Genomic DNA, 9,618 nt, shown 5'->3' with positions numbered 1-9,618 from the left:
AAGGCCCAGGCGAGGAAAGGCAGCAACGCCGGCGGGCACGTTGCCGGGTTCCACAGGTCGCGCAGCGGCACCGGCACGCCGGCGATCGCCTCGGCGCCAACGGTGGCCAGATTGCGTTCGAGCGGGGTCGCGTTCGGCGGCAGCAAGCTAGTCACGCACGCCCCCGTTCACGATAGTCACGCCGGTGCAATGGCCGGCCTGTGTCTCGTCCAGCTCAATGTCCACCGCGGGCGAGTGCAGGTCGACGCGCGTGACGCCTTCAACATGCAGCGCCGCCATGATCGCGGAGCGGTTGATATCGCGGCCAAGGCGTCGTTGTGCCTTGCGGTAGGCCTCCGCGCGGGCGGCCGCAGCTGCCATGATCGGTTCGGCCTCGGGGCCGGAGGACGACAGGTAGAGCGTGGCGTCGATGGCGTAGTTGACGATCTTGGCTGATTGCTCGGTCACGCGATCGCCTACCGGGCGGATGTCCTCGTCGTTGACTTTGGCGCGCACCTTGGCAAGCACGTCGTCGCCAACGCTGCCATCGCCATCGACGCCCAGCACGGTCACCACGACCTCACAAGGCGCGGGGCTGATGGCGGTAGCATCCGCGACGCGCCCGTCAGCGGAGCGCGCATGAAAGATGTAGGCGTTGCGCGGACCGGCCACCGAAAGACCCTCCCACGCCTGTTGTGCGCGCTCGCGAAGCGATTCGTCCGATTCCATCACGGCCGGCGTTGGCGGCACGGTGGTCGTGTCCTCGGGCGTGATGACCAGGCGCTTGACCTTGAAGTTGGCGGCGAGCTGGTCCAGATCGGCACCTTTCGCATAGGCCAGCATGACGGCACGCGCAGCATCGTTGACGCGCTGACGCAAGACGATCTCTTCGTAGACGTTTTCCTGCAGCGCGACCGCCAGCGGCTCGGACTCGAGTTCGAGCGTGGCCGCGACTTCGGCTCGCTGGTCGGCCGGGAAGAGGGAAATCAACCGCGCTTTGCGCCGCGCGTAGATTTCTTCGTAGTCGATCGTCTCGACGACGCCAGGGAACGGCAATTGCGACAGGTCGATGACGCTCATTGCGCGCTCCTGCGAGCCAGAACCACGCGCGTGTCGACGCGCTCGCCGGTTTCGGTGGTGTATCCCTCGATGTCGAGTACCGGCGCACCAGACAGATCGTCCAGGCTCAGACGCACGCGCGTGAGGCGCAAGCGCGGCTCCCAACGCATCAAGGCGGTGGCCGCGGCGGAATACAGGCGCGGGATCGTGACGCTGTTCAGCGGCGCGTCGATCAGCTCGAACAGCTCGGCGCCGAAGTTGCGGCGCGCCAGGCGTGAGCCGAGCGGCGTCGTCAAAATCTTGGCGATCGACTGGTAGAGATGGGCGAGGCCGGACACAGCGCGCCCGGTGATGGCGTTCATTCCGATCATCGCGGCTTGCTCGTGACCGAGCCCGTTTCGGTGTGGTCGTGGCCGGCGACGCTCTTGCCGGCGGCCGTCACGTCCTGCGTGAAGTCAGCGCCGCCGTCGATCACGACCGCCTTGCCGCCGTCGCCGCCCTTGCCGCTCATGCCGGCCTCGAACTTGAACGGTCCCTTGACGGTCAACGGGCCGTCGACGGTGCCCTGGCCAGTCTTGACCGTCCAGGTTTCCGCCTCGATCAGCGCATCGGTGGTTTTGACCGTCACGGCCTGCGGCGAGACGATATTGACCGTGCCGCCATCGGGCAGGGTCGCGTCCAGGGCATGCGTTTCGTGGTCGTACTGAACGACCGCGCCGTCCGGGTAGTGGCAGGTGTGCAGGCTCGGGAGGTCGCTCGGCGCCGGGTTGTCGTCCGAGTAGATGCCGCGCAGGAACACTCCTTGCGCTGGATCGCCACCGACACACAGCAGCAAGCCTTGTTCGCCGAGCGTGACCGGGTGCCAATCGACGGTATCGCCGGCGGTGAGGGTGAACCATCGAACCCAGTTCGATTGCAGCTCGCCGGTGGCGACGCGGCATTTGCCCGCGCGGTGATCGACGGCAATGACTTCTGCCTCGCGCAGCAGGTTCAGGATCAGGCGTTTGATTTCGTTGGCATCCATGCAGTCATGGTGCCGGCCACGCGCGTGCGAAGCACGCAGTTGCGGCTGTCATGGCCGCGACGACAGGCGATTGCGCGCCATGCGAGCGCACGGCGTGCCGACAATGCTTGCAAGGCCGCAGCCGCGGCCCGGAAAACCGCAACGAATCGAATACCAGACCGTGAAAAGAAGTCCCTCAACGCCACCGGCTGCAGCGGCTGCGCTGCCCCTTTGTCAGCTTCACCAGATGGATGCGCTCGACCTGGTGCGAAGCCTTCCGGCCGCGTCGGTCGATATGCTGCTGACCGATCCGCCGTATTCATCGGGCGGCCTGCACCTCGCGCAACGCACAAGATCGACCAGCAAGAAGTACCTCAATTCGTACTCGCAAGGCCTGTACAAAGATTTCGGGGGCGAGTGCATGGATCAGCGATCGTGGACGTTCTGGTGCCTATCCTGGCTGTCCGCTGCCCACAGGGCGATCAAGCCGGGCGGCTTGGTGGTGTCGTTCATCGACTGGCGCCAGCTGCCTGCGTTGACCGATGCGGTCCAGATTGCCGGCTTCACCTGGCGAGGCATCGCGGTATGGGACAAGACGCCAGGGCGCACGCGCCCGCGCAAGGGCGGCATGGCGCAACAGGCCGAGTTCATCGTATGGGCAAGCAAGGGCGATGTGGGCAGCGCACCGGCGTATCTGCCTGGTGTGTTTCCGGTGCGGCTCGGCGAGAAGAAGCACCTCACCGAAAAGCCGATCGAGATTGCGCGCGAGCTAGTGCGCCTCGTGCCGGCCGGCGGCGTGGTTTGCGATCCATTCGCGGGGTCGGGGACGTTCCTAGTGGCCGCGAAAGAGGCCGGCTTGCGGTGGATCGGCAGTGAGCTGAACGATCACTATCACGCGCTGGCCAGTGAGCGCCTGTCGGCTTGACGGCCGGCGCTATTTGACCAGGTGAGTGACCATCCGGTCGCGGATCATTTCGCGCTCGGCTTTGGTGAAGCCAAGCAGCTTGCGTTCGGGGTAGGTGTATTCCGGGCCGTCGCGTGCGACGCGCTCGGTCCGGCCCTCCTGGTGGACACGCGCGACGTAGGCGCCGCGGCCAGAGAACCCGACTGCCAGACCTTCGTCTGTAACCTCGACCTTGAGAAAGCGGGCGGTCCGCAGCTTGCGGAACATCGCCTCACGCTTGATGCGTCCCGCCTTGTCGCGGGCGCCCTTGTTGAGCGCCGCGCGGGCCTTGCGCGGGGCGTAGGCCGATCCGTCCGGGTTCTGCTGGCCAGCAATACGCGCCTGTTGACTGCGCCGCAGCTCGCGGCCGATTTCGAGTAGTGCCGCCCGCCGCTCGGAGCGCGTCATGCGCGCCAGCAGCGCCGCGCCCCATTGCTCGATGGCCTGCAGGTCGTCGTCCATCGTTTAACCGGCGAGCCCGGTCTTTTCCCATTCCGACGGCGTCGGCTCGGGCTTCGCTTCGGCGCCCAGCTGGCCGGCGTCATCGCGCCGTGCAATGACACGCTCGGTCAGCTTCAGTTTGATGGACAGATCGCACGTCGCGTTGCCCAACAGATCCACGTCGAACGTAATGCCGTCCTTGTGCCGGTCGCGGTTGGCGATCAGCTCGCGTTGATTCATCCAGACCCATTCGACGATGGCCGCGAAGATAACGTCGGCGTCGCCCGCGAAGTCGAGCAGGATCGCATGCAGGGTATAGCGGTACTCGAACGAAAGGGATGCACCAGGCACGGCGATGACGCTGCCCTCGTCGGCGAACACCAGCAGCTTGTCCGGGTCGTTCTTGAGCGACGGCGCGGCCGCCGTCAGCGCCGCGCGCAGGCTATCGGGCTTTTTCATGGTGCAGGTTCCGCGATGATGCGCACGCCTTGCTTGCGCAATGCCTCCTGTAGCGACGTCATTTGCTCGGCGTTGGCGTGACTGTCGGTGTAGTTGCCGGCGACGGTTTCGGCGACGGCAGAGAGCGCAACGCCCGAGGGGGCCGCATCAACGCTTCCGGGATCATGACCGAGCACTGCGCCGGCGGCGGCGGCGTCGTGCAGGCGCACAAAGCCGACAGGGACAGTGCAAGCGGCATCAGCTTGAGCAGGGACATAGCGCGGGATTTCCTTGATGATGGTTGCGCCCTTGACCTCGACGGTGCGGACGCGATCGACGTACTTGGTGACGGTAATGACGCTGCCCTCCGCGCTGTCGAGCTGGCTGCGCAGGGATGCCACCGTTCTCTCCGCATCGGCGGCGCGCTTGTTGGCGTCCTTGTAGCGGTCGGTCAGCCAGGCGCCGGTACCGGCGATGCCGAGTACGACCAGGACGACCGCGAGAAAGAGGGCGAGCGTTCGGCTCATGCGGCCACCGCCTCGGCCTGTTCCGCTGACCCGCCGGCCTGACTGGCCTTGTCGAACGCCCGGTACCGGTCAGCTGCGCGCGCGAGCTTGACGTCGTACAGGTTCGCCGCGTAGCCAGGGCCGTTGAAGCCCTTGGCGAAGGCTTGATACTTGCCCGCCTTGAGCGCGGCCACCAGAGAGGGATCGACATGAAGCATGTACCGCACGAAGGCGTCCAGGTGTTCGGCTTCGCTCGTTTCCATGCGCACGACGAAGTCAACCAGCGACGGATACCCCATCGCCTTCCAGTGGTAGCCCATGATTTGGTAGGCGCCCCAGCTCGCAGCCTCACGCGCGGCGACCGGATGGATCGCCTCGGCTGCCGCCAGGCGGATGTACTCGGACGCGCCGCCCTGATAGCCGCCGGTCTGCTGCGAAACGATCTTGGGATGCTTGGCGGCGAACGGAGCCGGGTCGATGCCATGCGCCTTGAGGCGCTTCCAGAAGACGTGCCGCTCGAACAGAATCTTGGGCCGCCCATCGGGCAGGAATCCAAGGCCGTTCGATTCGACCTCGTTGACGGCGCGCACCTTGTAGACCGGCACGCCGAGCTTGTCTGCCGCCGCGATCAGGTCGGCATCGGACAGGTGCTTGGGCTGGCGTGCGCCGAGCAGCGCCATTTGCGACTTCGGCCCGTAGATGCCGTCGACGACAAGTCCGCCGGCCTGCTGCAGCGCCATCACGGCGCGTTCGGTGGCATCGTCGTAGACGTGCGTGTCCTCGACCGGGTAGCCGGCGCGCGCCAGACGGCGCTGCAATAGGGCGACTTCCTCGCCGTGCATATCTTTTCTCAGGATCATGGGGTCAGCTCCGCAGCAGCCGCGCGACGTTGCCGCGCGTGGCACAGACGAACAGGCAAAGCAGGACGGCGCGGCCAGCATCAAACGGCGACGCCGGCCGGCCAGACAGCGCCAGCTCGATCGCCGAGCCCCCGAGCACGACCAGCAGTAACCAGGCGAGCCAGGAAACGGCGTGGCGGTGTCGGGCGCCGTTCTTGCGATAGGCCAGCAGGAACAGGGCCGCCACCAGGTAGGCGGTGAAGGCGAGGATCGAGAGCGCAGTCACGGTCATCCCCCTTTCTTGAAGCCGCGCAGGTCCAGCGTCTTGACTCGCTCGATCAGCTGCAGGGCGACGGCGATCGCCAGGGCCGCGGCGAAGAATGCCGCGACGCCGGTCGAGGCAATCGGCGTCTGATTGACGATTTCGGGCGCGCCGAGGTAGCCGACGACCAGCGAAATCACCAGGTAGGCGAAGCGCTTGCCGAGGCTCAAGTCCTTGGACGTGACGACGACCAGGACAGCGCCGGCGAAGGCACCGATCAGGGCATTGCCGTCGATGCCGGGGAACAGGCTGGCCAGTCCGACGATCGTCGAGGCGGCCGCGGCGGCGGTGGTGGTGCCGGGTTCTGCCATGTGGGTGTCCTCAGTCGAACAGTTGCAAGAGGGGTTTCGTGGGTTGGTCGGCCGGCGCGCTCGGCAGCTCGACCTCGGTGCCGATCGGCAGGATCGGGCCGAGGTCGGCCAAGCCGGGGTTCATTTCAAGCACGGTTTCCACCAGGCCGCGCGTGCGGCCGAAGTGCCGGAACACCAGCAGGTCGACGGTGTCGCCCTGGCGGGCTCGCACGCGCATCACAGCAGCTCGACGGTCACATGCGTGACGCCGAGGATGTCGCGCACCGCGAAGCGCGCGTCGCGGCGATCGTCGTCAATGGTGCAGTCCAGCTCGTCGGCGGCGCCGTGGCCGCTCTTGGTGCTGTCGAAACTGCGGTAGCGCTCGGTGACGCTGGCGCGCGCCAGGCAGTAGACCGCCGTCTGATAGCGCGACACGTTCACGCTTACGCCGTCGAGCTGCATCGCCGGCACCGCGGCGAGGTCGGAATGGCCCGCTGCCTTCTGCTGGACCTGCCAGCCTTTCAGGTCGCTATTGACGCTGAACATGGCGTCGACCAGCGCCCGGCGCAGGCGCTCGTTCGTCACGGTGCCGTCCAGCCGTAGCGCCTCGCGCGCCTTGGCCATGTCGATGTCCGGGAACCAGCCATCGTTCCGAATGGTCGCGGCGCCTGGTGGCGCGTCCGGCACGGTGTCGGGGGCGGTGGCGATAAAGCTCATGGCGTGGAAATGGGTAGATGGCGGTGGGCCGGCGTCGGATCGCGTAAGCCGTCAGGTGTTGCGATCGTCAGCCGGCGCCGCCATGCCGGAGGGGCTCTTTACTGGTCAGCGGCGTTGTCGCCGCCGGCCGGGTTCGGTTGCTCGGTGGTCGATGCGATCCCTTGGGCGGCATCGAACTCGGCCAGTTGCTTCTCGGTGCGGTCGCCGACTTGCTTGACGCCGGCGCGAGCGTTCAGCTGCTGCGCGCGCCGGAAGGCATTGATCGCGGCGGTGTAGCGCCAGCGCGTGTCGCGCGTCAGCGGCTCGCCAGTGATGAGCGCGTAGCCGTAGGCCTTGGCCAGCTTCGCGCGCACCTGGTCGGGCATGTCGTGCGAGTCGGTCAGCTCGCCGGCTTGCGCCAGCAGCTCGGCCGAGAAAGGCCGGCCGGCCTGCAGCTCGGCCAGAGCGGCATCGGCGATTTCCTCGGCCAGCACGACCGCCAGAGAGCGGTCGAACTGGTCGGGCATCGTCAGACCATGCGTGAGGGCATAGCGGGCGATCGCCAGGGCGCCGGCGAAGTTGCCCACGTCGATGCGCCACACCATGACGGTGACCAGGACATCGTCTTGCGCGCCTCGCCCGCCTTCGAGCACGCCAGCCACGTAGTCGGCGTACTCGGGCAGCACCTCGCGCTTGACCTCGGCCTTGCGCTCGTTGGACTGCACGTCCTTGAGGCGCCGGCGGTCGGCGGCCAGCTTCACGAGCATCAGCTCGTATTGCGTGGCGCCTTCCATCGGCGCGCCCTGTTCGACCTTGGCGGCCTGCTGCGCGGCCATGACGCGCGCGAAGTGTCGGCGGGCGAGGGTCGTCATGCTTACGCTCCTGCCGGCGCCACGAACTCGATGTTGTCGATCAAGCAGCCCGCGCCGAAGTCCTCGACCACATAGGCTTCGTTGCTCGACTCGAAGTTCTCGATGCGGTCACGTTTCGGGTTGTCGATGATCGAACGACGCATCGAGCCGCGTTGCCAATAGATCGACAGGTTGTCCAGCCGCGTAATCAGGATCGAGGTCGTCGGGAAGCCGGCCGCTGCGACGGCTTGCTTACCGCCGACGCGCTTCTGGCTGATGATGAGGTCGGTTGCCAGTTGCTCGGTCGGCGCTTGGTCCTTATTGACCAGCGGGAAATACTTGTCATGCAGCAGGTCGTCGCCGAGGATCGCGACCAGCTTCGTATCGCGGCGGTACCAGGGCTCGATCATGCCGGCCACGGCATCCATGACCAGGGCGTCGAGGTTCGCGTAGTCGCCGCCGGCGCCGATCAGAATCTTGCCGGCCGACTTGGTGCCTTCCTTGAGCACGCGCGCCGCGGCGTGCTGGCGGTACTTCTCCAGCCAGCCGATGTTGACGTCCTGCAGCAGCGGGTTGGTCGCGCGGTCGGAATTGGCAGCGCGGGTCTTGCCGTTGAAGCCGATCAGCATGCGGTCCAGCGCACGGCGCTGCACCAGCAGGTCGCGAATGCGCGTCTGGAAATCGTCGAAGTGCGACCAGGCGTCCAGCTTGGCGTACTTCAGGTGCGTGTCGAAGTTGGTCTGCGTGCAGAGATAGCCGACGCCATCGAGGCCGGTCGGATCGGTGGTCTGGCGTTCCTTGGCTTCGGTGTCGGTGGTGCTCGATACCGGCGAGCCAACGCCGAGGCCGATTTTCTCGCCGGCCTGCTGATCGACACCTATGATGTTGATGCTCTGCAGGAAGGCGCTCGACTCTTGCGTGCGGGTTTCGAGCTTCTGCTGTACCGCCGGCGCGACGGCGAACTGATGCACATCCGGGCCAACGCCATTGAGCTGGCGCAGCGTGGCGACGTATTGACTGAACTTCTGGCGAGTATCGTTGCGCATGGGGGTAAATCTCCGGGGACGGTGAAGGAAAGGCGCTATGGGGATCGGTAGGGGCCTGCCTTAGCAGTCGGTTTCGACATGGCCGGTGCCACCGGGCGACACCGGGCGGGCCTTGCCGCTCGGCTCGGCCGACAGCTTCGCGACCAGCTCGCTATGCGCCTTCTCGTTGGCGTCCATGCGCTGCACGAGCGCGGCGTTGTCGGCGGTCAGCTTTTCGACGGTGTCGGTCAGATCCTTGGCGTGCGAAGCCAGCAGCTCCACCGACTTCACGACCTCAGAGAAGTTGGCGTCGGTGGTGCCTTTCGACTTGCGCAGCAGCGCCGATACGTTGGAGAACAGCGACTTGATCGGCGACGGCGCGGCCTCGGCTTCCAGCTCGATGTCGACCTCGACTGCGGCCGTGAACAGGTTCTCCGGGCGCAGCTTGCGGCCGGCAAGCACATTCTTTCCTTGGTCGGTGGCCGAGAAAGCCAGCATCTCGGTGCCGAGGCTCGCGGGGCTGTCGGTCACGGCGAGGCCAACGAGATAGGCCTTGCCCGTGTCGGCGAACTCGGTGTCGATTTCGCAGCTGGTGTAGACCTTCTGGCGCGCCTTGGTCATCTTGACCAGGTCATCGGTCGGCGAAATCTTCGCGTACAGCGCGACCTTGCCGTCCTCGCCTTTCTCCGCTTTCAGTGCCAGCACGTCGCCATAGGCCTTGAACGGACCGTCGGGCAGGATGCCGCGGAAGTGTTCGAGATTGATGCGGGCGCCGTAGACCTTCGGGTCATAGCTGGCGGCCATTTGCTCGATCCACTCGCGCGTAATCGTGCGGTCATCCGTGGTGGCGCCTTCGGTGGCGATGCGGAACCACTTGCTCTCCGCGTGTTTTTCTGCGCCGGTGCTGGCCACCGTGCCGGCCAGACCGATCGCGCCGCCGAGCGTCAGCGCCTGCGTGATGTTGTCGGCGGTGAAGGCCGGCAGGATGGCAGCGGCCGCGACAGCGGCGTGCGCGTGCGTCGGCAGCGCCAGCGCCACGATCGCCAGGGTGATGGCAATGGCCAGCAGCGAAACGACAGCGAGCTTCTTTTGCTTCGTCATGTGATGGATCTCCAAAGGTCCAGATAGGGGCAAAGGTCCGAGCGGTTTCGGGGTGTATCCATCATCGCGAGATGGGCTCGCGCGTTCAATTTGCGGCGGCTGTCATGGCCTCTGTGACAGTCAGA

16 protein-coding genes are annotated in these 9,618 nt (G+C 66.2%); 1 reads left to right on the top strand and 15 read right to left on the bottom strand.

The genetic code is table 11. The annotated features are described in order from the left end of the window. From LRR16_RS23660 to LRR16_RS23645, 4 genes are all read right to left on the bottom strand, one after another. Positions 1 to 155 (bottom strand): phage tail protein I (locus tag LRR16_RS23660; RefSeq protein ID WP_232207285.1); only part of this gene is annotated, 155 nt, incomplete at its 3' end. Further along, entirely contained in the window at positions 148 to 1,059 is a 912-nt protein-coding gene (locus tag LRR16_RS23655) for a baseplate J/gp47 family protein (RefSeq protein WP_232207281.1), read from the bottom strand. The genes LRR16_RS23655 and LRR16_RS23660, both read right to left, overlap by 8 nt. Next, positions 1,056 to 1,409, bottom strand: a complete 354-nt coding sequence (locus LRR16_RS23650) for a GPW/gp25 family protein (protein ID WP_232207280.1) — start codon at positions 1,407 to 1,409, stop codon at positions 1,056 to 1,058. Before LRR16_RS23650 ends, LRR16_RS23655 begins: the two co-directional genes overlap by 4 nt. Beyond that, entirely contained in the window at positions 1,406 to 2,062 is a 657-nt protein-coding gene (locus tag LRR16_RS23645; protein ID WP_232207279.1) for a phage baseplate assembly protein V, read from the bottom strand. Before LRR16_RS23645 ends, LRR16_RS23650 begins: the two co-directional genes overlap by 4 nt. A 103-nt stretch (positions 2,063 to 2,165) precedes the next feature. Between LRR16_RS23645 and LRR16_RS23640 the strand changes: the two genes are divergently transcribed. Continuing rightward, complete coding sequence (locus tag LRR16_RS23640; protein ID WP_370646878.1) at positions 2,166 to 2,966, top strand: site-specific DNA-methyltransferase; 801 nt, start codon at positions 2,166 to 2,168, stop codon at positions 2,964 to 2,966. A 9-nt stretch (positions 2,967 to 2,975) separates the two neighbouring features. On the opposite strand, the gene LRR16_RS23635 is transcribed toward LRR16_RS23640, so the two are convergent. From LRR16_RS23635 to LRR16_RS23585, 11 genes are all read right to left on the bottom strand, one after another. Next, positions 2,976 to 3,446, bottom strand: coding sequence for a phage virion morphogenesis protein (locus LRR16_RS23635; RefSeq protein WP_232207277.1), 471 nt, complete (start codon positions 3,444 to 3,446; stop codon positions 2,976 to 2,978). A 3-nt stretch (positions 3,447 to 3,449) separates the two neighbouring features. Beyond that, a complete protein-coding gene (locus LRR16_RS23630) occupies positions 3,450 to 3,884 on the bottom strand; it encodes a phage tail protein (protein WP_232207276.1) in 435 nt (144 codons plus the stop codon). Further along, positions 3,881 to 4,390 (bottom strand): hypothetical protein, encoded by a 510-nt coding sequence (locus LRR16_RS23625; protein WP_232207275.1) that lies wholly within the window; start codon positions 4,388 to 4,390, stop codon positions 3,881 to 3,883. The genes LRR16_RS23630 and LRR16_RS23625 overlap by 4 nt, the downstream gene beginning before the upstream one ends. Then, the gene (locus tag LRR16_RS23620; protein WP_232207284.1) at positions 4,387 to 5,229 is read right to left on the bottom strand and encodes an N-acetylmuramidase family protein; all 843 of its coding nucleotides are present in this window, start codon (positions 5,227 to 5,229) and stop codon (positions 4,387 to 4,389) included. The genes LRR16_RS23625 and LRR16_RS23620 overlap by 4 nt, the downstream gene beginning before the upstream one ends. 4 nt (positions 5,230 to 5,233) lie before the next feature. Beyond that, positions 5,234 to 5,500 carry a phage holin family protein gene (locus tag LRR16_RS23615; RefSeq protein ID WP_232207274.1) on the bottom strand — a complete coding sequence of 89 codons (267 nt, stop codon included), beginning with the start codon at positions 5,498 to 5,500 and terminating at the stop codon, positions 5,234 to 5,236. Continuing rightward, the gene (locus LRR16_RS23610) at positions 5,497 to 5,841 is read right to left on the bottom strand and encodes a putative holin (RefSeq protein WP_232207273.1); all 345 of its coding nucleotides are present in this window, start codon (positions 5,839 to 5,841) and stop codon (positions 5,497 to 5,499) included. Before LRR16_RS23610 ends, LRR16_RS23615 begins: the two co-directional genes overlap by 4 nt. 10 nt (positions 5,842 to 5,851) lie before the next feature. Next, positions 5,852 to 6,058 carry a tail protein X gene (locus tag LRR16_RS23605; RefSeq protein WP_232207272.1) on the bottom strand — a complete coding sequence of 69 codons (207 nt, stop codon included), beginning with the start codon at positions 6,056 to 6,058 and terminating at the stop codon, positions 5,852 to 5,854. Beyond that, on the bottom strand, positions 6,058 to 6,537 hold the full coding sequence (locus LRR16_RS23600) for a head completion/stabilization protein (RefSeq protein ID WP_232207271.1): 480 nt from the start codon (positions 6,535 to 6,537) through the stop codon (positions 6,058 to 6,060). The genes LRR16_RS23605 and LRR16_RS23600 overlap by 1 nt, the downstream gene beginning before the upstream one ends. A gap of 98 nt (positions 6,538 to 6,635) precedes the next feature. Next, entirely contained in the window at positions 6,636 to 7,388 is a 753-nt protein-coding gene (gene gpM, locus LRR16_RS23595; protein ID WP_232207270.1) for a phage terminase small subunit, read from the bottom strand. A gap of 2 nt (positions 7,389 to 7,390) precedes the next feature. Then, entirely contained in the window at positions 7,391 to 8,413 is a 1,023-nt protein-coding gene (locus LRR16_RS23590) for a phage major capsid protein, P2 family (protein ID WP_232207269.1), read from the bottom strand. 60 nt (positions 8,414 to 8,473) lie between these two features. Next, positions 8,474 to 9,493 (bottom strand): GPO family capsid scaffolding protein, encoded by a 1,020-nt coding sequence (locus LRR16_RS23585; RefSeq protein ID WP_232207268.1) that lies wholly within the window; start codon positions 9,491 to 9,493, stop codon positions 8,474 to 8,476. Positions 9,494 to 9,618 lie beyond the last annotated feature (125 nt).

Source organism: Cupriavidus sp. UGS-1, from assembly GCF_021213615.1.
Lineage (GTDB): Bacteria > Pseudomonadota > Gammaproteobacteria > Burkholderiales > Burkholderiaceae > Cupriavidus.
The sequence above is the reverse complement of the archived record's forward strand: the minus strand, read 5'-3'. Positions and strand labels throughout refer to the sequence as shown.

Coding starts and splice junctions, on each gene's coding strand:
- gpM (WP_232207270.1), bottom strand. CDS start 7,388: ATGACGACCCTCGCCCGCCGACACTTCGCGCGCGTCATGGCCGCGCAG.
- LRR16_RS23640 (WP_370646878.1), top strand. CDS start 2,166: ATGCTTGCAAGGCCGCAGCCGCGGCCCGGAAAACCGCAACGAATCGAA.
- LRR16_RS23615 (WP_232207274.1), bottom strand. CDS start 5,500: ATGACCGTGACTGCGCTCTCGATCCTCGCCTTCACCGCCTACCTGGTG.
- LRR16_RS23655 (WP_232207281.1), bottom strand. CDS start 1,059: ATGAGCGTCATCGACCTGTCGCAATTGCCGTTCCCTGGCGTCGTCGAG.
- LRR16_RS23645 (WP_232207279.1), bottom strand. CDS start 2,062: ATGGATGCCAACGAAATCAAACGCCTGATCCTGAACCTGCTGCGCGAG.
- LRR16_RS23600 (WP_232207271.1), bottom strand. CDS start 6,537: ATGAGCTTTATCGCCACCGCCCCCGACACCGTGCCGGACGCGCCACCA.
- LRR16_RS23610 (WP_232207273.1), bottom strand. CDS start 5,841: ATGGCAGAACCCGGCACCACCACCGCCGCCGCGGCCGCCTCGACGATC.
- LRR16_RS23590 (WP_232207269.1), bottom strand. CDS start 8,413: ATGCGCAACGATACTCGCCAGAAGTTCAGTCAATACGTCGCCACGCTG.
- LRR16_RS23635 (WP_232207277.1), bottom strand. CDS start 3,446: ATGGACGACGACCTGCAGGCCATCGAGCAATGGGGCGCGGCGCTGCTG.
- LRR16_RS23650 (WP_232207280.1), bottom strand. CDS start 1,409: ATGATCGGAATGAACGCCATCACCGGGCGCGCTGTGTCCGGCCTCGCC.
- LRR16_RS23585 (WP_232207268.1), bottom strand. CDS start 9,493: ATGACGAAGCAAAAGAAGCTCGCTGTCGTTTCGCTGCTGGCCATTGCC.
- LRR16_RS23605 (WP_232207272.1), bottom strand. CDS start 6,058: ATGCGCGTGCGAGCCCGCCAGGGCGACACCGTCGACCTGCTGGTGTTC.
- LRR16_RS23630 (WP_232207276.1), bottom strand. CDS start 3,884: ATGAAAAAGCCCGATAGCCTGCGCGCGGCGCTGACGGCGGCCGCGCCG.
- LRR16_RS23625 (WP_232207275.1), bottom strand. CDS start 4,390: ATGAGCCGAACGCTCGCCCTCTTTCTCGCGGTCGTCCTGGTCGTACTC.
- LRR16_RS23620 (WP_232207284.1), bottom strand. CDS start 5,229: ATGATCCTGAGAAAAGATATGCACGGCGAGGAAGTCGCCCTATTGCAG.